Genomic DNA, 23,611 nt, shown 5'->3' with positions numbered 1-23,611 from the left:
GTCCACCCGCACGGGGCAGCGGGCCGGCGGCGGAGTCAATACCGTTGGCGTTGATGCTGACCGTCATCTGGCGCGCGATCGCGGCCCGCCGTGCACAGGCCATGGCCGTGCTGCTGCTCGCGGTGCTCGCCAGCGCCGCCGCAGCGGCCGCACCGACCTACGTCGCCGCGGCCGGGCAGGCCCTGTGGCGCTACGAACTGTCCACCGCGCAGCCGAACGAGCTTCGGATGCGACTCGCCGATCCCGTCGAATATCCGGGGATGCCCGGCGATCCCACCAGGACGGTGTTCGCCGGCAAGGTCCGGCAGTTGACGCCGGCCGGTTTCGACGTCGTCCTGGGCGCCCAGAGTGGCGGTGTCGCCGCCGGTCGTGCCGGCACGGTGACCTCGAACCTGACCTATCGGGCGGGGGTCTGCGAACGCGTCACCATGACCGGCGCATGCCCCCGGGCCACATCGAGGGGTCAGCTCCCCGAGGTCATGGTCAGCACGCACACCGCGGCGCGGCTCGGTGTCGCCGTCGGGGATCAGTTCACGTTCGGCGCGGTGCCGGTGCGGGTGACCGGCATCTACCAGCCGCTGGACGTGAAGGACCCCTTCTGGCTTGGCGAGGAGTTCATCCGGCCACCCCCGGCGGACTCGACCAGCACGTCGATTCCGGGCAGCGCCGAGGACGCCATCTTCAGCGCCGAGTCCTCGCCCCTCGTCGACGAGCAGGTGATCCTTTTCCGGTCGACGGCCGATCTCTACGCCACCGAGCAGTTGCTGGACAACCGATCGATAGAGGGCCTGCAGGCGGCGATCGCCGTGGTGCAGCGCGACGGGGAGCGTGAGGGTTTCGGCGCCGGCACCACCCTGCCCAGTCTGTTGGACCGCGTCACGCTGCAACGCGGGCAACTGGCCGACGGCGTGACGCTGGGCGCGGGGCTGCTCGTCCTGCTCTGCTGGCTGGTCCTCTTCGTCGCTGTTGCGTCGGCGGCCGACCAGCGGCGACCGGAGCAGGGCCTGCTCCTGCTCCGTGGGGTGCAGCGCCGCCGACTGTGGGCGCTGGCGATCGGCGAGCACGCCGTGCCCGTGCTGGTCGCGATTCCCCTCGGCTGCCTGGCCGGTCTGGCCGCTGCCCAACTGCTCGCCGCGCACACCCTGCCGACCCACGCCGACGTCGCGGTGGACGCGACCACGATCGGATTCGCCACCATCGGCGCCGTCGGCGCACTCGCCGCGGTGCTGCTGGCCCAGGCTCGGATGATGTCCGCGCCGGTCGTCGACCTGCTGCGCCGGGTGCCGGCACGGGTACGAGGATGGCGGGCGACCATCGGTGACGTCGTCGCGGTGTCCATCGCTGTAGCCGCCGTGGTGCAGTTACGCTCCGGCGGCTCGCCCAGCGGCCTCGCGCTGGTGGCGCCGGTCGCCGGAGCGCTCGCCGCAGGTGTGCTGCTGGCGCGGGTCGCGATGATCGCCGGAGCCGCGGTGGGTGCGCAGCTGCTCCTGCGCGGCCGGACGGCGGTCGGCCTCGCCCTGGTGCAGGTGGCCCGGCAACCGCGGTTCCGACCCCTGATCGCCCTGCTCACCGTTGTCGTCGCAATGCTCGCCTTCACCGTCGCGACGAGTGAGGTCGCCTCGGCTGCCTACCGCGACCGGGCGGCGGTCGAGGTCGGTGCGCCCCGCGTCGTCGAGGTCGACGCGACCTCCCGTTCACACCTGTTGACAGCCGTGCGGGCGGTCGATCCCGAGGGCACATTCGCGATGGCCGCCGTGGTGTCGGGTTCGCCTGACGTGGCCGGCACGCCGCTGTTGGCCGTGGACTCCGACCGGCTGGCGACGGTGGCCGCGCCGCATCCGTCCTACGGCGTGTCCCTGGCGGACGTCGCACGACAGATCCGCCCAGCCGCACCGGGGGCACCCGTGCCGCTGCGAGGCCGACAGCTCACCGTGGCGATCTCCGCCGACTTCGACGCCGAGGTCTTCGACGGGAACCGGGTCCGCCTCGCGATCACGATCTCCGGGCGGAACGGCACCCGGGTGGTCCTCCCCCGCGACGACATCCAGCCCGGCCAGAATGATTACGTCCTCCAGGTGCCCGAGTGCGCGCAGGAGTGCCGGCTCGTCAAGATCGAAATCGACGCTCCCGTGGTGCCCCGGCCACTCAGGGTCCAGTTCGAGGAGCTGCGCACCGCCGAAGCCGACGGCGGAGGCGAGACTGTCGTGCTGACGGGCGCGCAACTCGCCGATCTGCAACGGTGGCGGCTGCTCGATCCGAACGACACGTATCTCAACGCCGCGAGCGGGACCAAGGCGGGGCTGGTCCTCGATATCTCCGAAGCCTACCGGGCAAGGCCGGCCGGCGTCCGTGTCGTCGATGCGCCGTTCCCGCTGCCCGTCTACCTGACCCGGTCGAAGGGGACGGGGCTCGGCGGGTCTCATCCGTACGACGGTGTCGACGGGACACCGACCAACGGGTCGGTTCGAGGCCTGGCCGACCGCCTGCCGCGACTCGGTGGCTCCGGCCTCATCGTCGACCTGGAGTACGCGGACCGACTCGCCGTCTCCAGTCAGAACGGCAACGAGGAGGTCTGGTTGGCGCAGTCGGCTCCCGCCGACGTCCTCGACCGGCTTCGCGCACAGGGTCTGGTCGTGCGAGGTGAGAAGACGATCACCCGCGTACGAGAGGACTTCGATCGGCAGGGAGCGGCGTTGGCGCTGCGCTTCAACGTGTTCGCCGCGCTGGCCGGGGTGCTGATCGGGGCGGCCGGCATGGTGGCGACGGCCTCCGCCGAGCAGCGCACCCGGGTGGCCATGCTGGTGGCCCTCCGTCGGCAGGGGTTGCCACCACGCGCTGTGCGTGGCGGTTACGGGTGGCCGGTCGTGTTCGCGGTGGGATCGGGTGCTCTCGTCACCCTGGTGATCTGGCTCCTCACCCGGCGCGGGCAGCGTCTGTTCAGTGACGGCCGCTCACCAGTCCCGTTACCCGACTGGCCGGACGTCGGCCGGCTGCTGTTGTTCGCGGTGCCGGCCGTCATCCTGTTCGCCCTCACGGCGGTCGTGCTCGGTCGGATCGTCGCCGCCTCGGTGCGCCGCCGGAGCGGTCGATGACCGCCGCGCGGCAGGACGAGCCGGTGACCGCCGCACAGCCAGCCGGGGGTGTCGCGGTCACCTGCCACCGGCTGATCCACATCTACCCCACCGCCACCGGTGACGTCGTCGCGCTCTCCGGCGTGGACCTCAACATCGCAGCCGGCGAGATGCTGGCGCTGGTGGGTCCGTCCGGCTCCGGCAAGTCCACGTTGGTGGCCATCCTCGGTGGGCTCATGCAACCCTCCGCCGGGCGGGTCTACGTGGGCGACCACGAGCTGTCCCGACTCTCCTCCAAGGGCCTGGCCGCCCTGCGCGGGGCCACGGTCGGCACCGTGCTCCAGGGCGCCGAACGCAACCTGCTGCCGTACCTGTCGCTGTCGCGCAACATCTGGTTGGCGCAGCGACCCGCGGCGCGCCTCGCCGGACGCCGGCTCGACCCACCGGAGGCGATCCTGGACCTGGTCGGTCTCGCCGGTGCCGGCGCACGGCGGGTGAGCGACCTGACCCCGGGGCAGCGCCAGCGGGCCGCTCTGGCGCAGGGGCTCGCCGCCGGGCCCGGCCTGCTCCTGGTCGACGAGCCGACCAGTCAGCTCGACGTGGCCGGTCGCGACGACGTGCTCGCGGCGCTGGCCACCGTCAACGCGGAGCGGGGCACCACGGTGGTCGTGGTGACCCACGACGGCGAGGTGGGCGCCCAACTCGGCCGAGCGGTCACCATCCGCGACGGCCGGGTCGGCGCCGAGGGGCGTAACGGCCGGGACTTCGCCGTGGTGGCCGGTGACGGGACGATCCAGCTGCCGCCCGAGACGTCGGCGGCCTTCCCTGCCGGAACATTGTTCGAGGTCGACCACAACGATGAGTCGATCACGCTGCGCGCCGTGGCCACCCCCTCGTCCCTCGGCGGAGACGACGGGGTGGCCAGCGCCAGCGGCGAGCCTGACAACGCCGTCTGAACCTGGTCGAACGCGTTGCCGTCGTTGTCGTCGGTGCAGCACGTTCCGTCAGCTGAGTGGGGACGGCGACTCGGCCCCGGGGATCACCAGCTTCGGTGCCCCTGACCCGTCGGCCGGGACGCTCCACACGTCCGGGCGGCCGTCGCTCTCCCGCAGCGTGTAGGCAAGCGTGGCGCTGTCGAGCCAGGCTGCCTGGTCGTCGACGCTGGTCGTCTCGGCCGTCGCGGTGACCCGCATGGTCGCCAGGTCGAGGACCGAGAGACGCCAACCCTTCGCCGGGTCGGCGTCGATCGCCTCCTTGAACGCGAGCCGGGTGCCGTCCGGTGACAGCGACGGGCACTCGACGTTCTCCTTCAGCGTCTCGACCGTACGGGCCGCGAGGTCACCCCGCACGAGATACCTCCTGCCCCCGGTCGACATGGTCGCGTAGAAGCGGTTGTCGTCGGCGGTGAAGGTGACACCCCAGTAGTTCACGTCCGGGTGGCGGTAGCTCCGGCCGTCCCGGGTGATCGCGAACTCCTCGAGCGAGGCCACAGTGGCGCCGGTGGTGGTGTCGAGGATGCCGGTGCGGGTGGAGAAGCCACTGGAGGTGTAGGAGTCGCCACCGACGAACGTCGTCCAGGAGACCATCCGGCCGGAGGCCGAGACCCGGGCCCGGTTCGGCAGGCCCGGCACGCTGATCGCCCGCGTCTCGCGCAGCGCCGCGTCGAGCACGACCATCTGGTACGACCACGCGGTCTCCGGCTTCAGGCAGACACCGGTGCCGGCGGCGGCGTACACCCGGAGGCATTCCAGGCCCGAGACCGTACGCGACCCGGCGGGGTCGGCCGTCGCGACGGTGGACACGTACCGGTCGGTGATCGCCAACAGGCGCGGGCCGGGTGTCAGGGTGACCGCCTGGTCGCCGGCGGCGGGAGGCGGCGGCGGGGCCGGTTCCGCCGCCATGGCCACATAGCCGGCCGCCACACTGCCCAGCAGCAAGGCCGAGGCGACCACCACGCCGATCTTGGCTCGGGTCGACATCACGGTCATCGGGGCACCTTCCGGGTGATCAGGCGGGACGGGGAGGCCAGCAGGAGGAGCGTGCCGACCAGGACCCCGGCGACGGCGATGGCCGCCGCGCGGATCGCGTTCTCCGGTCCCCACGACTGCCAGGCGAGACCGAACAGGACGGAGGAGACGAGGTACGCCAGGGCCTGCCCGGTCTGCACGAGCGCGATACCTGTGGTCCGCAGCCGCGCCGGCAGCACCGGGCCGGCGAGCGCGATGAGCACGCCGTCGGTGGCCGCGTAGAACGCGCCGTACAGGGCCAGCGTCAGCGCGATCAGGGGCCAACCGTCGACCGGACCGGCCAGCAGCAGGTACGTCGCGCCGAGGGCGGCGTAGCCGCCGATCACCACGGGCAGGCGGCCGATCCGGTCGGCGAGTACGCCGAGCGGGGCGGCGAGCAGCAGGTAGGCCAGGCTGGTCCCCACCGCGAGCAGTGGAAACCAGCGCAGACCGAGGTCTTCCCGGCGTTGCAGCAACAGGTAGACGAAGCCGTCGCCGATGGTGGCCAACCCGAGCATCGCCGCAGCCAGCACCAGTCGGCGGGCGGGCCCGCCACGCAGCAGACCGAACGCCTCGCGCACGGAGACCGTCGGGTCGCTCGGCTGCTCGGTCCGGTCGCTCGGCTGCTCCGTCGGCTCGCCGGCCGGACGCTCGCGGACGAAGAGCACGAGCACGACCACGGCCAGGGCGGCGATGCAGAAGCTTGTGACGAAGACCGCGTCGTAGGACTGCCCGACGACCAGCAGGACCGCGAACGCGGCGAGCGGCCCGAGGAACGCCCCGAAGCTGTCCATCGCCCGGTGCACCCCGAACGCCCGACCCAGCGCCTCGGGTGGGCTGGAGAGCGTGATCAGCGCGTCGCGCGGCGCGCTGCGTACACCCTTACCGAGCCGGTCGACGGCGATGACGGCGCCGATCGCCGGTATCGACCGGCCGGCGAGCAGCAGACCGAGCTTCGCGACCGCCGAGAGCGTGTAGCCGATGCCGGCGATCAGCTTGCGCCGCCGGAACCGGTCGGCGGCGAAGCCACCGACGACCCGCAGCAGGGCGGTGGCGCCGGTGTGGACGCCGTCGAGCACGCCGAAGGCCACCGGGCTGAGTTGCAGGCCCAGCACCAGATAGAGGGGCAGGACGGCGGCCACCATCTCGGCCGAGATGTCGGTGATCAGGCTGACCGTGCCGAGTGCGACGACGTTGCCGCTGACCAACGCGAACCGCCGGCGCCGTGGTCCGGGTCCGGGTCCGGGTCCGGGTTCCTCGGCGGCCGGCCGGGAGACGGTCGACAGGTACACGAGCATCTCCTCGGGTCGACGACTGACGGTCAGCCATCGTGGCGACCGGGTCGGAGGGGCCGCAAGGGACGGTGGGCGTCTCGCAGACATGCGACGGATGAACAGGTGACAAACATCGAGAAGTTTCGCTGTTTGAGCGTACTGTTCATCTGGCGGCAGTGCGTCGGTTCATCGGCCTTCCTACATTCCTTGCGCTCTCCACCCGCAGAGAAGGGGTCCTGGATGGACACTCGATTCGCCCGCCCACCGCTGACGCTGGCAACGGCCGCGGTGCTCGTCGTCGCCAGCGCCGCCGTCGTCCTCACCGGCTCGGTCGCGGCGTCGGCGGCCAGCGTGACGTTCACGCCGGTCGCCGACACCTACGTCCAGAGCGACACGGCCTCCACCAGCTACGGCACGTCAACGCAGATCGTGGTCGACAACTCGCCGGTGCGGCGCTCGTTCCTGCGCTTCACGGTGAGCGGCGTCAGCGGCACGGTGACCGGCGCCAAGCTGCGACTGCGCACGATCAGTGGCAACAGCGGCAGCGACGCCGGTGGCACGTTCCGCCGCATGTCCAACACGACGTGGTCCGAGACCGGCACCACCTGGAACAACCAGCCGACCATCGACGGGGCCACGCTCGGCACGGTCGGCGCGGTCAGCGGCAACACCTGGTACGAGGTCGACGTCACGGCGGCGGTCACCGGCAACGGCACGTACAGCTTCGGTGCGACCTCCTCCAGCGGCGACGGCGCCTACTACGACACCCGCGAGAGCGGGGCCGACGCCCCGCAGCTGGTGGTCACCACCGGGACCACGCCACCCCCGTCCGGGGACCCGGTGTTCGTCGGTGCCGGCGACATCGCCGACTCGGGTTCCGGCGACAGCGCCACCGCGACGCTGCTCGACAACATCCAGGGGACGGTCTTCACCACCGGCGACAACGTCTACGACAGCGGCACCGCGTCGCAGTTCAGCAGCTACTACGAGCCCACCTGGGGTCGACACAAGACGCGCACCCGCCCGTCGCCGGGCAACCACGACTACAACACGTCGGGAGCGACCGGCTACTACAACTACTTCGGTACGTCCGCCGGCCCGAGCGGCCGTGGCTACTACTCATTCGACCTCGGCAACTGGCACATCGTGTCGCTCAACTCGAACATCAGCATGTCGGCCGGCTCAACCCAGGAGCAGTGGCTGCGCGCGGACCTGGCCGCCAGCAGCAAGCCGTGCACGCTCGCGTACTGGCACCACCCGCTGTTCACGTCCAGCTCCAACCACGCGCCGTCGACGTCGACGCGTCCGCTGTACCAGGCGCTCTACGACCACAACGCCGACGTCGTGGTGTGGGGGCACAACCACGTGTACGAACGGTTCGCCCCGATGAACCCCTCCGGCGGCGCAGACGCCAGCCGGGGCATGCGCAGCTTCGTCGCCGGGATGGGCGGTGCGAGCCACTACGGCTTCGGCACCATCCAGCCCAACAGCGAGGCGCGCAACAGCTCGGCGTGGGGTGTCCTGAAGTTCACCCTGCACTCCGGCAGCTACGACTGGCAGTTCGTGCCGGTGGCCGGGCAGACCTACAACGACAGCGGCACCGGCAACTGTCACTGACCGCGTGATCCCGCTGCGTCGTCCGCGGCGCAGCGGGATCGTCTCGCGCTCGACCCTGCGGCGCTTCGGTGTCGCTTCCCTGGCAGGCCCTGGGTGTGTCCGGCTCCTGTCGAGCTGCCCCGGATATGGGGCAGCTCTACAGGACCACCGACAGATGGGGTGCACCCTGCGGGGCGGCTCAGGCATCGGCGCGGGAAGCCCTCAACCAGCGTGCCGGGCGCCGGCGCGGGGCCGAGGCGGGCACGGTGTGCCTACCGACCACCCATTGACGCGTGGCCCCTGTCCGCAGAGGCGGGCAGGGGCCACGGTCGTGCTGTTGCGACGTCAGCGGGCCGTGCCGGCCCGGCGCTTGTTGTAGACGTCGAAGGCGACGGCGACGAGCAGGACGAGACCCTTCACCACCGACTGGGTCGACTGGTCGATACCCATCAGCTGCATGCCGTTGCTCATCACCGCCATGATCAGACCACCGACCATCGCGCCCACGACGGTGCCGACACCACCAGTGACCGCCGCACCGCCGATGAAGGCCGCGGCGATCGCGTCCAGCTCGAACATGTTGCCGGCGGCGGGCTGGGCGCCGTTCGACCGCGACGAGTAGATGACGCCGGCCACCGCAGCCAGGAAGCCCATGTTGACGAACATCCAGAAGTTGACGGTCCGGACCTTCACGCCGGACAGCGCCGCCGCCGACAGGTTGCCGCCGATCGCGTACACCTGGCGGCCGAAGACGGTACGCCGGGTGAGCAGGCCGTAGACCAGCACGAGGACCGCGAGGATGATCAGCACGATCGGCAGGCCACGGGCGTGCGCCAGCTGCCAGGCGAAGTACATGATGACCGCGCCGACCACGACGACCCGGGCGACGAACAGCGGGAACGACTCGACGGGCTGCTGGTAGCGGATCCGCGCCACGCGGGTGCGGAAGCCGCTCACCGCGTAACCGGCCACCGCGACGGCACCGATCAGCAGCGTGAAGGCGTCAAAACCGTTTCCGCCGAGCAGGCCGTTGAGGAAGCCCGCCGCGACCTGCTGGTATTCCGACGGGAACGGCGACAGCGAGATGTTGTCGAGCACCCGCAGGGTGAGGCCCCGGAACAGCAGCATGCCGGCCAGGGTCACGATGAACGCCGGGATGCCGGCGTACGCCACCCAGAAGCCGTGCCAGGCACCGACCGCGACACCGACGGCGAGCGCGGCGAGGACGCCCACCCACCAGGGATAGCCCTGTTGAATCACCAGGACGGCGGACACCGCTCCGGTCAGCGCGACGACCGATCCGACCGACAGGTCGATGTGCCCGCCGATGATCAGGATGACCATCCCGATCGCCAGCACCAGGATGTACGAGTACTGGAGAACGATGTTCGTGATGTTGCCCGGGCTCAGCAGCACCCCGTCGGTCAGGATCGCGAAGAGCCCGACGATGACGACCAGCGCGACGTAGATCCCGCTCTGCCGCAGGTTGTTCAACACCAGCGCCCGCAGGTCGCTCGTCCCGCTGTGCAGGGCGGCGGCGGGCGTGCTGTCCGGGGGCGTCGGGCGCTCCGTCGAAGGGGTCTTGATGCTGGTCATCCGACGAGCTCCTTGTCCTTGGTCATCAGCTCCATGAGACTCTCCTGAGTCGCCTCGGCCACCGGCATCTCACCGGTGATCCGGCCGGCGGCGAGGGTGTAGATGCGGTCGCACATCCCGAGCAGCTCCGGCAGCTCGGAGGAGATGACGATCACCGCCTTACCGGCGGCCACCAGCCGGTTGATGATCGTGTAGATCTCGAACTTGGCGCCGACGTCGATCCCTCGGGTGGGTTCGTCGAGGATCAGCACGTCCGGGTCGGTGAACAGCCACTTCGACAGCACGACCTTCTGCTGGTTGCCGCCGGAGAGCTTGCCCACCACCGCCATGACGCTCGGCGTCCGGATGTTCATCTCCTTGCGGCTCGCCTCGGCAACCTTGATCTCCTCGTTGCCGTTCACCCAGCCCAGGCGGGACAGCCGGTCCAACGCGGCGGCGGACACGTTGCGCCGCACGTCGTCGATGAGGTTGAGGCCGTACCGCTTGCGGTCCTCGGTGACGTACGCGATGCCGTTGTCGATCGCCTCGGCGACGGTACGCGCGTGCACCTCGCGCCCGCGCACGAACAGCCGGCCACTGATGTCACGCCCGTACGAGCGACCGAACACGCTCATCGCCAGCTCGGTCCGCCCGGCGCCCATCAGGCCCGCGATGCCGACGACCTCGCCGGCGCGCACGGACAGGCCGACGCCCTCGACGACCTTCCGGTCCTGGACCGGGTGCCGCACCGTCCAGTCCTCGATCCGGAGGACCTCCTCGCCGGGGGACGACTCTCGGTCGGGGTAGAAGCTGTCCAGGTCGCGCCCGACCATCCCCCGGATGATGCGCTGCTGGGTCACCTCGTCGGACTTCATGTCCAGGGTCTCCACGGCGCGCCCGTCCCGGATGACGGTGGTCGAGTCGGCGATGGCGGTGATCTCGTTGAGCTTGTGCGAGATCATGATGCAGGTGATGCCCTGCTCCTTGAGGGCCCGCAACAGGTCGAGCAGGTGCGCCGAGTCGATGTCGTTGAGTGCGGCCGTCGGCTCGTCGAGGATGAGCAGGCGCACCTTCTTCGACAGCGCCTTGGCGATCTCCACCAGTTGCTGCTTGCCGACGCCGAGCTGGATGACGGGGGTGACCGGGTTCTCGTGCAGCCCGACGGACGCCAGCAGCTTCGCCGCTTCGGCGTTGGCGAAGTTCCAGTCGATGAGCCCGCTGCGGCCACGCCGCTCGTTGCCGAGGAAGATGTTCTCCGCGATCGACAGGTACGGCACCAGGGCGAGCTCCTGGTGGATGATGACGATGCCGTTGGCCTCGCTGTCGCGAATGCCCCGGAACTGCATCGGTTTGCCGTCGAAGAGGATCTCACCGTCGTACGAGCCGGACGGGTGGACGCCGGACAGCACCTTCATCAGGGTGGACTTGCCGGCGCCGTTCTCCCCGCAGATGGCGTGGATCTCCCCGCGACGCACCGCGAGGGTGACGTCCTCCAGCGCGGTCACGCCGGGGAAGGTCTTGGTGATGCGGCGCATCTCCAGGATGGTGTCGTCCATGGTCACTGTCCTCTGTCAGGTCGGACGCGGTACACCACAGCGTCGGGCCCGGCGATGATCGCCGGGCCCGACGGGTGGCTTACTTCTTGGCCTGACCGGCGGCGACCTCTTCCGCCGTCCAGTAGCCGGAGTCGATCAGGGTCGCCTTGATGTCGTCCTTGTAGACGGTCGCGATCGGCAGCAGGTACGCCGGGACGACCTTGACACCGTTGTTGTACGTCTCCGAGTCGTTGGCCTGCGGCTGCTTCTTCTGCAGGAACGCCTCGGCGGCGTTGACGGCCTGGTCGGCCAGCAGGCGGGTGTCCTTGAAGACCGTGGAGCTCTGCACGCCGTCGTTGATCAGCTTGATCGAGGCGATCTCCGCGTCCTGGCCGGTCACCACCGGGAGCTTCTTCGCGCCGCTGCCGTAGCCGGCGTTCTGCAGGGCGGTGATGATGCCGCGGGAGATGCCGTCGTACGGCGACAGCACCCCGTCGACCTTCGAGCCGTCGTTGTAGCTGGAGGTGAGCAGGTTCTCCATCCGCTTCTGCGCCGTCTCCTGCTGCCACCGCAGGATGGCGACCTGCTCGGGGGTGGTCTGCTTGGACTTGACGACCAGCGTGCCGTTCTCGATGAACGGCTTCAGCGTGTCCATCGCTCCGCCGAAGAAGTACTGGGTGTTGTTGTCATCCAGCGACCCGGCGAAGAGCTCGACGTTCAGCGGCCCCTTGGCCGTGCCCTTCGAGCCGTCCTTGTTCAGCAGGCCGAGGCCGACGAGCAGTGCGGTGCCCTGGGCGACGCCAACCTTGTAGTTGTCGAAGCTGACGTAGAAGTCGACGTCCTTGCTGCCGCGGATCAGCCGGTCGTAGGAGATGACCGGGATCTTCGCGGACGCGGCGGCCTGCAGCTGGCTGCTGAGCGCGGTGCCGTCGATCGCCGCGATGACCAGAACGTCCGCGCCGCGGGTGATCATCTGGTCGACCTGCTGCGACTGCGTGGGGATGTCGTCACCGGCGTACTGGAGGTCGACCTTGTAGCCCTTGGCCTCAAGCTTCGACTTCACCGCGTTGCCGTCGGCGATCCACCGCTCCGAGGTCTGGGTCGGCATGGACACGCCGATGGTCAGGTCGCTGGGCTTGTCACCCCCGCTGCTGCCGTTACTGCCCGCACCCTCGCCACTGCACGCCGCCAGGCTCAGCGCCAGTGCCGCGCTGCCCAGAGCAACCAGGAATTTCCTGCCCACGGGCTTCTCCTCTCTGGACTCCCCGCGACTGCCGGGGCCAACTGTCATCTTTCGGGTAGTGTTAGCGCTCACAAAGTTCACGTCAACACCAGAGTCGAAATACCGGTGTCACGGTCTCGTAACGGAGCATCCAGGCGAGCGTAGTCATGCGGTCGGTCAGCGGGAAGTGGTTGACGCGACGACTCACCGTCATCGGCGCGACCCCACACAGAGCGGTGCCCGCCGACGACGACTGTCGTCAGCGGGCACCGGCACTTCCGAGGATCAGGTGGGTTGCCCCGACCTGGTCGGTCGGCGGACCCGATCGGCTATCGCCGCGTCCACCGCTGGTTCGCCGCCCCGGTGCAGGTCCAGAGAAGCACTGTGGTGCCGTTGGCCGTGGCGTTGTTGTTGACGTCCAGGCAGAGCCCGGACTGGGCGCCGCTGATCGTTCCGTTGGCGTTGATCGCCCACCGCTGGTTGGCTCCCCCGTTGCAGTCCCAGATCTGCACCTTGGTGCCGGCAATGGCGTTGAGGGGTGCGTCCAGGCACTTGCCGAGAGCCTGGAGGGTCTGCCCGTTGAGGGTCCAGTTCTGGTTGGCGGCGCCGTTGCAGTCCCAGATCACCGGCTGGGTGCCGTTGGTGGTGTTGCTCTGCGGAACGTCCAGGCAGCGGCCGGAGGCGGCGCTCGCGAACGCGCCCGACGTGGTCGGCGGCGGAGTGGTCGTCCCACCACCGCTGACCCGGAACACCACGGTGCCGTGCGCGGGGACGCTGGCACTGATCGTCCCGCTGCTGGAGCTGGTGCCACCCGTCCACGCGTCCACCAGCGTGAACGACGAGCCGGACTTGCCGACGGCCGCGGCCGTGGTCGAGATCGTCGTCGTCGAGCCGCCCTGGTTGAACAGGGCGACGGCGACGTCACCGTTGGCGAGGGGCTTGGCCAGCACCCGACGGGTGCCGTCGAAGGACACCTGGGTCCCCTGCAGCCCGAGCGAGTCCTGGTTGATCGCGATCAGGTTGGCGTTCTTGAGGATGGTCTGCGTCGCGGTGTTCATGTTCCGCACGTCGTTCCCGGCGATCAGCGGAGACGCCATGATCGCCCACATCGCGAAGTGGCTGCGCATCTCCGTGTCGTTCATGCCACCTCGGCCGACCTCCATCATGTCCGGGTCGTTGAACCCACCCGGCCTCGCGTAGGACGCCAGCGGGACGGTCACGTTGATGATGTTCTGGATGCCCATCGGGTAGCCGTTGCTCTGACCGGTGTCCCACGCGTTGGTGATGTCCTCGGTGGTTCGCCACATGTTCGCCACGTCGCCCCAGTTGCGCTGCGGGCCGGTCTTGGCGTGGATGCTGTTCGGGTTGATGCTGTAGACGATCGGTCGGCCGGTCGCGGCCAGCGCGTCACGCATCTTGGCGAAGGTGGTCACCTGGTCGTTGATGCTGCCCTCCGGCGAGCACCAGTCGTACTTGAGGAAGTCGACGCCCCAGGCGGCGAACTGGCGCGCGTCCTGCACCTCGTGGCCCCGGCTGCCGGTCGCGCCGGGGTAGGCGCCGAAGTACTGCGCGCAGGTCTTGTCGACCGGCACCTGGTACAGGCCGAACTTCAGGTTCCGGGCGTGCAGGTAGTCGCCGAGCGCCTTCATCCCGCTGGGGAACCGGCTGGGGTCGCCCTGGATGTTGCCGGAGCTGTCCCGGTTGGGGTTGAACCAGCAGTCGTCGACCACGACGTAGTTGTAGCCGAGGTCCCGCATACCGTTGCTGACGATCGCATCCGCCGTCTGCCGGATCAGCGCCTCGTTGATGTTGCAGCCGAACGAGTTCCACGAATTCCAACCCATGGGGGGAGTACGCGCCACCCCGTTGTCCAGTGCCTGCGCCGCGGGGGCGCGCAGGCCGACCAGAGCGCCGGCGAGCAGCACTCCGGCCGCCAGTACGCTCCCCCAGCGACGACCTCGGGTGATGCGGTTCATCGAGCCTCCTTGTCGGTGGCGCCCGCCCCTGACTACGATCTTGGGTCGCTGGGCCTATTGCTGGACGCCAATATTGTTAGCGTTAACAGAGACGCCCATCATGTTACGGCGACATTTCATGAGGTTCAATACCTTGCCCTCGGTGCATTGCCGAGCATCGATAGGGGCCCTCTACGGCAATCCAACCGCGTCCGTCGACGGGCGAGCGTCAGCGACGCGGTGGCGCGACGCTCTCGCGGGAGACCAGTGTCGGGGCGACGGTCTGCCGTAGTGCCCCGCTGGTGCCCGACTCGATCTGGCTCAGCAGCATCTGCAGGCTCGCCCGCGCCACCGCGTCGAAGTCCGGGCGAACGGTGGTCAGCGGTGGAATGAAGTACGCCGCCTCCGGCACGTCGTCGAAGCCGACGACGCTGATGTCGTCCGGCACCCGCTTGCCGAACTCGTGCAACGCCCGCAGCACGCCCAGCGCGAGATGGTCGTTGGCGGTGAAGACCGCCGTGACCTCCGGCATCCGCGCCAACATCTGCCCACACCGGTAACCCGAGGCCGCGGACCAGTCCCCCGGCATCAGCGGTGGCGGAACCAGCCCGGCGGCCAGCAGAGCCTCCCGCCAGCCGTCGATCCGACCGACGCTGTCGAACCAGTCGGACGGGCCCGAGACGTGCCAGACGGTGCGGTGCCCCGCGTCGAGCAGATGTTGCGTCGCCGCCCGGGCACCCGCTACCTGGTCGACAGTCACCAGTGGCACCGGTCGGCTCGGGTCACCGTCGACCGTGACCAGCGGGACATCCTTCGGCAGGCGTTCCAGCGCCTCACCGGCCGACTCGACCGGCGCGATGACCACGATGCCGGCGACGCGGTGCGACAGGTGCCGCTCGACGGCCGCCGAGATGGACCGGTGGTCCAGGTTGCGGACGCTGCCGACACTGACCGCGAAACCCTCTTCGGCGGCCGTCTGCTCCAACGCCGCCAGCAGTGACGCCGGACCGTAGAGCGTCGTGTTCTGTGCGACCACGCCGATGACCTGCGATCGACCGGTCACCAGCGCGCGTGCCGCGCCGTTCGGACGGTAGCCGAGTTCGGCGATCGCCGCGCGCACCCGGAGCCGGGTCTGCTCACGGACGTTGGGATGCCCGTTGAGCACCCGCGACACCGTCTGATGGGAGACACCGGCGAGACGAGCAACGTCCGTCATCGCGGGACCGTGGACGGCCATTTCGCTCCCCCCGCTACGTCTCCGGCCCGCAGCCCGTCGACGTCGACTGGAGCGGCCCGGCCCGATCCCCCTCGCTCAGTCACCACGCCGGTGCTGAATCCCAGGTGACCAGCGCTGGATCGCCGACAGTCTACGCCAGCCACCGCCCCGAACACGGGACGGCGGTAGGGGGTCCGCGCAACGCGCCAGAGCCGCGCAACGCATTCCCCCACCTGGAGTACGCGGCCAAGCGGCGTACTCCGTCGTTGCCAGACGCCACGCCGGCCCGCCCTACGCTCCCTGGACAGAGCGTGGAGCAGGCCGGCGACGGCATCACGCGGTGGCGCGGTGGCGCGGGCTCGACGGGCACGTGCGCGCCCACGCCACCGGATCAGACCGATCCTGTTGTGACTGGTGTCACGGCGTCGTCAGGTCGAATCGGCGCACGGTGACAGCGCCACCGAGCGCCTGGGTCGCGTGGTTGAAGATGGCGAACCGGTAGCCCATGAAGAACTGCCAGTTGTTCGCCAGGGTGAGCGCGTTGCCGAACGAGGTGAAGTTGACCCCGTCCGTGCTGTACGAGAAACGCGCCTGCCGGCCCGACCCCGGTCTGATGTCGGCGTTGGCCCGCAACCAGATCCGGCCACCGGAGACAGCGGTGCTCGCCACCTCGCTGCCGGTGCTGGTGGTGTTCCAACTGCCGTCCATCGTCAGGCCGTTCTGCATGACCAGACGTGTCGACCCGTTGTCCCGTCGGACCCCGATCCAGGCCGACGAGTTACGCAGCACCGCCAAACCGGTCCGGTCACCGTCGCGCATCGTGGAGTAGTCCAACTCGATCGTCGCGGTCGAGGTGGGGCCCTGGATGCGGTGGGTCAGCGTGTTGCGCGCCTTGTACAGGTCGCCGGTGACCGTGGCGGTCTGCAGGTTCAGCCCGTTGTTGACCGCCCACTTGCTGTTGTCCGGGTTGTGGTTCCACTCCCACTGCGGGCCGAGGGTGGTGCCGGCGAACGTGTCGGTGCCGGTCAGCGGTTTGACCGCACGTGGCGGCGCGGGCAGGTTCGGCTTCGGGTACGAGGTGCCCCAGGTGCCGTTGACCGTCTGCAGCACCGGCCAGCCGTCGCCGGTCCAGGTGATCGGGGCCATCGCCGGCATCCGACCACCGGGGTACGCGTCGACGAAGGACATGTAGTACCAGTCGCCGTTCTGGGTCTGCACCAGCCCACCCTGGTGCGGCACACCGCCACCGGAGATCGGGCCGGGCAGGTTGAGCAGCACCTGACGCTGCTCGTACGGGCCGAACGGGCCGTTGGTCGACTTCAGCACGTACTGGCCGTTGGCCGGGCGGGTGAGCCAGATGTAGTAGGCGCCGTTGCGCTTGTAGAACCGGGCGCCCTCCAGCGTGCCGATGCTCGACGGCGTGGTGTAGACCTGCTGGGCGCGAACCTGCGACTTCCCGTCCGCGGACAACTGCGCCACGCTGATGGTGCCGTTGCCGTACGCCACGTACATGGTGTCGTTGTCGTCGATCAGCATGCCGGCGTCGTAGTAGCAGTTCGGGATGGTGGTGTGCTTGCTCCACGCGCCGTCGACGGCGGACGCGGTGTAGATGTGGGTCTGCGCGAAGTCGATGCACCCGGCCCAGTAGTACGTCCGGTTGCTCGGCCGGTAGTTCAACGTCGACGCCCAGATCCCGTCGACGTACGCGTTACCGCCGCTCATGTCGTACTTCGAGCCGAAGTCGAGCCGGGGCACCGAGTGACCGGCGAACTCCCAGTTCACCAGGTCGTACGAGCGCAGCACCGGCGCTCCCGGCGAGTAGTGCATGGTGGACGCCGACATGTAGTAGGCGTTGTCGACCCGGATGATGTCGACGTCGGCGAAGTCCTGCCAGACCACCGGGTTCGAGTACGTGCCGTTCGACGGCGGTGGCGTCGTGGGGTCGGTCCCGCCGTCGACGCGGACGAGCTGCCACTGCTGGTTGGCGCCGTTCCAGTCGTCGTACTGCACGATGTTGCCGCCGTCGGCGGTCGAGGCGCCCTGCACCTCCATCGCCTTGTTGCTGTTGCGGTTGATCAACCGCACGTACCCGCCGTCCGAGTCTGCCAGCCGAAACTGCTGGTTGGTGCCGTTGTTGTCGGTCCACTGCACGACGCTGGCGCCGTTGGCGGTCGAGCGGCCGGAGACGTCCAGCACCTTGCCCGACAACCTCGACTTGAGTCGGTAGTAGCCGCCTCCGGAGTCGACGAACTGCCACTGCTGCTGGTTGCCGTTGTTGCGCGTCCACTGCGTGATCCGCGCGCCGTCGTTCGTCGCCAGGTTGTACACGTCCACGGCCTTGCCGCTGTTGCGGTTCACCAACACGTACCAGGCGCTGGTGTCGACGGTGGCCGCTGACGCGGGCGACGAGGCGACGGCTACGGCCGCGCCACCGACCACCAGTGTCATAGCGGCGATGGCCAGTCTCGACAGCCACCCGCGCCGACGTGGCGCACCTCGGGGAACCCGACCGATGGAAAGCATGATCCTCCTCTGCTGACGCGAACCGAGCGGTCTGGGTCGGCGTCCGCGGCACCGGGCGGGGCACCGAGTTGACCCGCGTCCGACCTTGTGATCGCTAACACCGCCAGCCCGACCGTCGCGGCGACGAGGTGCCGCATCCGAGGGGGTGCAACGCGCACATGGCCGGACAGTCAAGACATCGACCATCTTGGCTATAGACTGTGAGCGATAACATGCTGTTAGTCAAGACGTAACACAGTCGGCCCGCGTTCCTGCCAGGACCACGCGCGAACGGGTGGCCACCCCGGCCCGCAGGCAGGGATGGACCACCCGTTTCCGGACGCTCCGAGCGAATGGGTCAGAAGCCGCGCGCCAACCGGTAGTAGGCCTGGTTCCAGCGGATCTCGTCGGCGAAGCGGCGGGGCTGGGTGTCGGCGTCGATGACGACCAGTTCCGTGCGGCTCATCTCGGCCAGGTCGTGCAACTCCTCCACCCCCACCGCCTGCGACAGAACGGTGTGGTGCGGCGCGCCCGCGGTGATCCACGACTCCGCCGACACCGGCAGGTCCGGTCGCGGACGCCAGACCGCGCGGGCCACCGGCAGCCGGCGCAGCGGCTGCGGCGGGGTGACCACGTCGATCTCGTTGGCGACGAGCCGGAACCGCTCGCCCATGTCGGCGAGCCCGAGCACCACCGCCGGGCCGGGCGCGGCGTCGAAGACCAGCCGGACCGGGTCCTCCCGACCGCCGATGCTCAGGGGGTGGATCTCCACGTTGGGAACATCGGAGGCGATGGTCGGACAGACCTCCAGCATGTGGGCGCCGAGCACCAGCTCCTCGCCCGGGGTGAGGTCGTAGGTGTAGTCCTCCATGAACGACGTGCCGCCGTCCACGCCCACCGACATCGCCTTGAGCGTGTGCACCAGGACCGACGTCTTCCAGTCGCCCTCGCCACCGAAGCCGTAGCCGTCGGCCATGAGCCGCTGCACGGCGATGCCCGGCAGCTGACGCAGGCCCCCGAGGTCCTCGAAGTTCGTGGTGAAGGCCCGGAACCCGCCCGCGTCCAGGAACGTGCGCATGCCCAGCTCCAGGCGGGCCGCGTACCGCAACGAGTCGTGCCGATCGCCGCCGGGCAGCAGGTCGCCGCCGATGCGGTAGGTGTCCTGGTACTCCTTGACCAGGTCGTCCACCTGCGCGTCGGTGACCTGGCCGACCACCTCGACCAGGTCGTTGACGCCGTAGGTGTTGACCGAGACCCCGAACCGCAGCTCCGCCTCGACCTTGTCGCCCTCGGTCACCGCGACGTCGCGCATGTTGTCACCGAAGCGGGCCAGGCGCAGCGACCGCATCGCCGACCAGCCGAGCGCGGCACGTGCCCACGCCCCGACCCGGGCGGTGACCCGCGGGTCGCTGACGTGCCCGGCCACCGTCTTGCGGGCCACACCGAGACGGGTCTGGATGTACCCGAACTCCCGGTCGCCGTGGGCGGCCTGGTTCAGGTTCATGAAGTCCATGTCGATGTCGTTCCAGGGCAGCAGCACGTTGGCCTGGGTGTGCAGGTGCAGCAACGGCGTCTGCAACGCGTCCAGACCGGAGATCCACATCTTCGCCGGAGAGAAGGTGTGCATCCAGGCGATGACCCCGACGGCACCCTGGGCGGCGGCGTCCCGGCAGACCTGCAGGATCTCACTGCTGTTGGTCAGGACGGGCTTCCAGACCACGCGGGCGGGAATCTGCGGCGAGTCGTCGAGCGCGGCCGCGATCTGGCGGGACTGCTCGGCGACCTGCCGGAGCGTCTCCTCGCCGTACATGCCTTGGCTGCCGGTGAGGAACCAGATCTCGGGTTGGGTTTGTGGTGCCATGGGGTTGCCTTCCGCGAGAGGAACTGTCACTTGTAACGGATTCCGATGAGGCGCTGGAGGAGGATGAACGCGAAGAGCAGACCGCCGATCACGATCTTCGTCCACCAGGAGTTGAGGCTCCCATCGAAGGTGATGAGGGTCTGGATCACGCCCAGCACCAGGACGCCGAGCACCGTGCCGAACACGTAACCCGAGCCGCCGGTGAGCACCGTGCCTCCGATGACGACGGCGGCGATGACGTCCAGCTCCATCCCGACGGCGATCAACGGCGCGCCGGAGAGGGTGTAGAAGGACAGCAGGATCCCGCCGATCGCGGAGCACAGACCGCTGATGGTGTAGACGGCGATCCTGGTCCGCCCCACCGGCAGACCCATCAGCAGGGCCGACTGGGGGTTGCCGCCGATGGCGTACACGTTGCGTCCCAGCCGGGTGTAGGCCAGCACGTACGCGGCGACGGCGACCACGACGAAGGCGATCAGCACGCTGATCGAGACGAAGTTGCCCCGGGGATCACCGATCCGTTCCTGCGACATCCTGGTCCAGAACCCGTCGGTGATCGGGATGGACGAGCCGGAGATGAACGTGCACATCCCCCGGGCGAAGAACATCCCCGCGAGGGTGACGATGAACGGCTGGATGTCGAAGAAGTGGATGGCGCAGCCCATCAGCAGACCGAGCGTCGGCCCGATGAGCAGGGCGATGACGAGCACCAGCGCCGCCGGTAGGCCTTCCTGGAGCAGCCAGGCCGACACCATCGCCGTCATCGCCACGACGGACCCGACCGACAGGTCGATGCCGCCGGTGAGGATCACGAAGGTCATCCCGATCGCGACCACGAGCAGGAAACCATTGTCGATGAAGACGTTGAAGATGACCTGCACGTTGGAGAACGCCTGGTACTGGGACACCCCGATGCCGTACATCACCAGCAGGAGGACGAGCGTGGCCAGGACCGGTATCTGCCGCCTCGGCAGCCGGAACCGGGCACGACCAGCGGTGAGCGATCCAGTGGTCATGCCGGTACCTGCTCCTTCGGCTTGTCGGCGATGGTGGTGGGCTTCGGCGCGCTGCGCCTGCGGCGGGCGAACCGGGCCCGGAAGGCCGGCGCCTGGATGAGGCAGACGGCGATGACGACGACCGCTTTGAACAGCAGCGAGGTCTGCGGTGAGATGTCCATGGCGTACACCGTGGTGGTCAGCGTCTGGATGATCAGCGCGCCGATGATCGTGCCGCTGAGGAAGAACCGGCCACCGGCGAGGGACGTACCGCCGATGACGACGGCGAGGATGGCGTCCAGCTCCACCCAGAGGCCGACCGCGTTGCCGTCGGCACTGGAGACGTTGGCCGTCATCATGAAACCGGCGATCGCGGCACAGACGGCGCTGAGCACGTACGCGAGGAAGATGACCCGGCCGGAGCGGATGCCTGCCAACCGGCTCGCCTCGGCGTTGCCACCCACCGACTCGACGATCATGCCGAGTGCGGTGCGCCGCGTGAACGCGGCGACGAGCAGTGCCGCGGCGAGGGCGATGAAGATGGCCAGCGGCAGGGTGAACAGGTGGCCAAGCCCGATCGCCCGGAACGGCTCGGAGTTGATGGTGATGATCTGACCCTGGGTGATCAGCTGGGCGAGGCCCCGGCCGGCCACCATCAGGATCAGGGTGGCGATGATCGGTTGGATCCCGATCACGGCCACCAGCACGCCGTTCCAGGCGCCCAGCACGAGCGCGACGCCCAACGCCATCGCGAGGGCGGTCAGCACCACGACAAGGCTGTTCTGGTCGGACTGCTTGCTGATGTACATGCAGGCGATCGCGCCGCTGATCGCACACACCGACCCCACCGACAGGTCGATGCCGCCGGTGGAGATGACCAGGGTCATCCCCAGCGCGACGAGGATCAGTGGTGCGCTCAGCCGCAGGATGTCGATCGGCGAGCCGTACAGGTGCCCGTCCTTGAGCTCGATCGACAGGAACCCGGGCCGGTAGATCGTGTTCGCGGCGAGCATGACGACCAGCACGGCGACGGGCCAGAACAACCGGTGACCGGTCACCGCCCGGTAGCGGCCCATGGTGGCGTTCATCGGTCTGCCTCCTCCCGGTGGGACCCACTGGCGATCGTCTGCATGATGCGGTCCGCGTCCAGGGTGTCGTCGTTGGCGAGCTGCGCGACCATCTGCCGGTCCCGCATCACGGCCACCTTGTGGCTGAGGCGCAGCACCTCCTCCAGCTCGGCGGAGATGAACAGCACCGCCATGCCGCCGTCGGACAACTGGGTCACGAGCTTCTGGATCTCGGTCTTCGCGCCGATGTCGATGCCCCGGGTCGGTTCGTCGAGGATCAACAGTCGCGGCTCGGTGATCAGCCACCGGGCCAGGAGCACCTTCTGCTGGTTGCCACCGGAGAGGTTGCGGACCGGCACCTCCGGGTCCGCCGGCCGGATGTTGAGTGCCTTGACGTACTTGTCGACCAGCTCGTCCTGGCGGCGACGCGGGATGGGCCGCAACCAGCCACGGGCGGCCTGCATGGCGAGGATCATGTTCTCGCGGACCGACAGGTCGGCGACGATGCCCTCCGCGCGACGGTTCTCCGAACAGAAGCCGATGCCATGGTCGATGGCCTGGGCGGGGGTGCGCAGGCTGCTCGCCGTGCCGTCCACCGCGACCTGACCGCCGTCGGTCCGGTCGGCGCCGAACAACAGCCGCGCCACCTCGGTACGCCCGGAGCCCAGCAGGCCGGCCAGGCCCACCACCTCCCCGGCGTGGATGGTGAGGCTGAACGGCTTGACCGCCCCCGCCCGGCCGAAGTTCGACACCGCCACCAGTGGGGTGCCCTCCTCCAGCGCGGCCAGGTCCCGGCGGGAGTGCTCCTCGATGCCTTCGAGGACGTCGAGTTCCTTGCCGATCATCTTCTCGACCAGGGAGAGCTGAGGCAGCTCGGTGGTCAGGTACTCGCCGACGAGCCCACCGTTGCGCAACACCGTGATGCGGTCGGCGATCTCGTAGACCTGGTCGAGGAAGTGGGTCACGAAGAGGATCGCGATGCCCTCGTCACGCAGGTGCCGCATGATGCGGAACAGCTGGGCCACCTCGCCGGCGTCCAGGCTGGACGTCGGCTCGTCCAGGATCAGCACCCGAGCCTTGATGTCGATCGCGCGGGCGATGGCGACCATCTGCTGGATAGCCAGGGAGTACGAGCCGAGCGGCGCACTGACGTCGAGGTCGAGGTCGAGGAGGGCAAGCAGCGCCCGGGCCCGGCGGCGAACCTCCCCCCAGTGCACGGCGCCGAGGCGCCGGGGCTCGCGGCCGATGAAGATGTTCTCCGCCACCGAGAGATTGGTGCAGAGGTTCACCTCCTGGAAGACCGTGCTCACCCCGGCGGCGGTCGCCTGCATCGGCCCGCTGAAGGAGACCGGCTCGCCGTCGAGGGTGATGGTGCCCTCGTCGGTGTCGTAGACACCGGTCAGCACCTTGATGAGGGTCGACTTGCCGGCGCCGTTCTCGCCCATCAGGGCGTGCACCTCGCCGGGAAAGAGCCGGAAGTTGACGTCGTGGAGTGCGCGCACCCCGGGGAAGGACTTGCTGATCCCGGTCATCGTCAGGACCGGACGGCTATCCGTCATCCCATCAGACCTCTTCTGGGTTGTCGACACGGAAGGGCCGCCACCGCCCCGTGCGCCCGCCCGGTCGTCCCTGGGGATCGTCCGGGCGGGCGTGCTGCGGAATGGTCGCGGGCCATACCCGGTCCGTTGCGGGTAGGGGGACGACGCGGCGGGGCCGCCACGCGAGCGCGGCGACCC

The 23,611-nt window shown here is 69.2% G+C and carries 15 protein-coding genes; 3 read left to right on the top strand and 12 right to left on the bottom strand.

Translation table 11 applies throughout. From position 1 onward, the window contains the following. Positions 1-53: 53 nt before the first annotated feature. Together FBZ33_RS08355 and FBZ33_RS08350 are read left to right on the top strand one after the other, a co-directional pair. Positions 54-3,092, top strand: coding sequence for an FtsX-like permease family protein (locus FBZ33_RS08355; RefSeq protein WP_141908596.1), 3,039 nt, complete (start codon positions 54-56; stop codon positions 3,090-3,092). After that, a complete protein-coding gene (locus FBZ33_RS08350) occupies positions 3,089-4,027 on the top strand; it encodes an ABC transporter ATP-binding protein (RefSeq protein ID WP_141908595.1) in 939 nt (312 codons plus the stop codon). The genes FBZ33_RS08355 and FBZ33_RS08350 overlap by 4 nt, the downstream gene beginning before the upstream one ends. Positions 4,028-4,075: 48 nt before the next feature. Here FBZ33_RS08350 and FBZ33_RS08345 read toward each other — a convergent pair whose 3' ends face one another. Continuing rightward, positions 4,076-5,059, bottom strand: coding sequence for a PD40 domain-containing protein (locus FBZ33_RS08345; RefSeq protein ID WP_141908594.1), 984 nt, complete (start codon positions 5,057-5,059; stop codon positions 4,076-4,078). Then, positions 5,056-6,369, bottom strand: coding sequence for an MFS transporter (locus tag FBZ33_RS08340; protein WP_370452997.1), 1,314 nt, complete (start codon positions 6,367-6,369; stop codon positions 5,056-5,058). Before FBZ33_RS08340 ends, FBZ33_RS08345 begins: the two co-directional genes overlap by 4 nt. Before the next feature lie 222 nt (positions 6,370-6,591). Here FBZ33_RS08340 and FBZ33_RS08335 point away from each other — a divergent pair, with 222 nt between their 5' ends. After that, positions 6,592-7,968 (top strand): DNRLRE domain-containing protein, encoded by a 1,377-nt coding sequence (locus FBZ33_RS08335; RefSeq protein ID WP_141908592.1) that lies wholly within the window; start codon positions 6,592-6,594, stop codon positions 7,966-7,968. A gap of 324 nt (positions 7,969-8,292) precedes the next feature. On the opposite strand, the gene mmsB is transcribed toward FBZ33_RS08335, so the two are convergent. From mmsB to FBZ33_RS08285, 10 genes are all read right to left on the bottom strand, one after another. Next, complete coding sequence (gene mmsB, locus FBZ33_RS08330) at positions 8,293-9,543, bottom strand: multiple monosaccharide ABC transporter permease (RefSeq protein WP_088947127.1); 1,251 nt, start codon at positions 9,541-9,543, stop codon at positions 8,293-8,295. Continuing rightward, complete coding sequence (gene mmsA, locus FBZ33_RS08325) at positions 9,540-11,078, bottom strand: multiple monosaccharide ABC transporter ATP-binding protein (RefSeq protein ID WP_088947126.1); 1,539 nt, start codon at positions 11,076-11,078, stop codon at positions 9,540-9,542. The genes mmsB and mmsA overlap by 4 nt, the downstream gene beginning before the upstream one ends. A 79-nt stretch (positions 11,079-11,157) precedes the next feature. Continuing rightward, the gene (gene chvE, locus FBZ33_RS08320; RefSeq protein ID WP_141908591.1) at positions 11,158-12,300 is read right to left on the bottom strand and encodes a multiple monosaccharide ABC transporter substrate-binding protein; all 1,143 of its coding nucleotides are present in this window, start codon (positions 12,298-12,300) and stop codon (positions 11,158-11,160) included. A 308-nt stretch (positions 12,301-12,608) separates the two neighbouring features. Next, a complete protein-coding gene (locus FBZ33_RS08315) occupies positions 12,609-14,255 on the bottom strand; it encodes a ricin-type beta-trefoil lectin domain protein (RefSeq protein ID WP_141908590.1) in 1,647 nt (548 codons plus the stop codon). A 208-nt stretch (positions 14,256-14,463) separates the two neighbouring features. Beyond that, entirely contained in the window at positions 14,464-15,450 is a 987-nt protein-coding gene (locus FBZ33_RS08310) for a LacI family DNA-binding transcriptional regulator (RefSeq protein WP_185755248.1), read from the bottom strand. Positions 15,451-15,867: 417 nt separating this feature from the next. Then, entirely contained in the window at positions 15,868-17,973 is a 2,106-nt protein-coding gene (locus tag FBZ33_RS08305; protein ID WP_141908588.1) for a family 43 glycosylhydrolase, read from the bottom strand. Between the two features lie 337 nt (positions 17,974-18,310). Next, positions 18,311-19,813, bottom strand: coding sequence for an L-arabinose isomerase (araA, locus tag FBZ33_RS08300; RefSeq protein ID WP_099851814.1), 1,503 nt, complete (start codon positions 19,811-19,813; stop codon positions 18,311-18,313). A gap of 26 nt (positions 19,814-19,839) precedes the next feature. Next, positions 19,840-20,829, bottom strand: a complete 990-nt coding sequence (gene yjfF / locus FBZ33_RS08295; RefSeq protein WP_088947120.1) for a galactofuranose ABC transporter, permease protein YjfF — start codon at positions 20,827-20,829, stop codon at positions 19,840-19,842. Further along, entirely contained in the window at positions 20,826-21,896 is a 1,071-nt protein-coding gene (locus FBZ33_RS08290) for an ABC transporter permease (protein WP_088947119.1), read from the bottom strand. Before FBZ33_RS08290 ends, yjfF begins: the two co-directional genes overlap by 4 nt. Further along, positions 21,893-23,434: a sugar ABC transporter ATP-binding protein gene (locus tag FBZ33_RS08285; protein WP_141908587.1), complete on the bottom strand. Its 1,542-nt coding sequence runs from the start codon at positions 23,432-23,434 to the stop codon at positions 21,893-21,895. Before FBZ33_RS08285 ends, FBZ33_RS08290 begins: the two co-directional genes overlap by 4 nt. Positions 23,435-23,611 lie beyond the last annotated feature (177 nt).

It is taken from the genome of Micromonospora sp. A202 (assembly GCF_006715105.1).
GTDB lineage: Bacteria > Actinomycetota > Actinomycetes > Mycobacteriales > Micromonosporaceae > Micromonospora > Micromonospora zamorensis.
The sequence above is the reverse complement of the archived record's forward strand: the minus strand, read 5'-3'. Positions and strand labels throughout refer to the sequence as shown.

What these genes read in the sequence shown, in the direction of transcription:
- FBZ33_RS08310 (WP_185755248.1), bottom strand. Translation starts at nt 15,450, where the DNA reads ATGACGGACGTTGCTCGTCTCGCCGGTGTCTCCCATCAGACGGTGTCG.
- mmsA (WP_088947126.1), bottom strand. Translation starts at nt 11,078, where the DNA reads ATGGACGACACCATCCTGGAGATGCGCCGCATCACCAAGACCTTCCCC.
- FBZ33_RS08345 (WP_141908594.1), bottom strand. Translation starts at nt 5,059, where the DNA reads ATGACCGTGATGTCGACCCGAGCCAAGATCGGCGTGGTGGTCGCCTCG.
- FBZ33_RS08350 (WP_141908595.1), top strand. Translation starts at nt 3,089, where the DNA reads ATGACCGCCGCGCGGCAGGACGAGCCGGTGACCGCCGCACAGCCAGCC.
- FBZ33_RS08305 (WP_141908588.1), bottom strand. Translation starts at nt 17,973, where the DNA reads ATGCTTTCCATCGGTCGGGTTCCCCGAGGTGCGCCACGTCGGCGCGGG.
- FBZ33_RS08355 (WP_141908596.1), top strand. Translation starts at nt 54, where the DNA reads ATGCTGACCGTCATCTGGCGCGCGATCGCGGCCCGCCGTGCACAGGCC.
- mmsB (WP_088947127.1), bottom strand. Translation starts at nt 9,543, where the DNA reads ATGACCAGCATCAAGACCCCTTCGACGGAGCGCCCGACGCCCCCGGAC.
- FBZ33_RS08285 (WP_141908587.1), bottom strand. Translation starts at nt 23,434, where the DNA reads ATGACGGATAGCCGTCCGGTCCTGACGATGACCGGGATCAGCAAGTCC.
- araA (WP_099851814.1), bottom strand. Translation starts at nt 19,813, where the DNA reads ATGGCACCACAAACCCAACCCGAGATCTGGTTCCTCACCGGCAGCCAA.
- FBZ33_RS08335 (WP_141908592.1), top strand. Translation starts at nt 6,592, where the DNA reads ATGGACACTCGATTCGCCCGCCCACCGCTGACGCTGGCAACGGCCGCG.
- yjfF (WP_088947120.1), bottom strand. Translation starts at nt 20,829, where the DNA reads ATGACCACTGGATCGCTCACCGCTGGTCGTGCCCGGTTCCGGCTGCCG.
- FBZ33_RS08315 (WP_141908590.1), bottom strand. Translation starts at nt 14,255, where the DNA reads ATGAACCGCATCACCCGAGGTCGTCGCTGGGGGAGCGTACTGGCGGCC.
- FBZ33_RS08290 (WP_088947119.1), bottom strand. Translation starts at nt 21,896, where the DNA reads ATGAACGCCACCATGGGCCGCTACCGGGCGGTGACCGGTCACCGGTTG.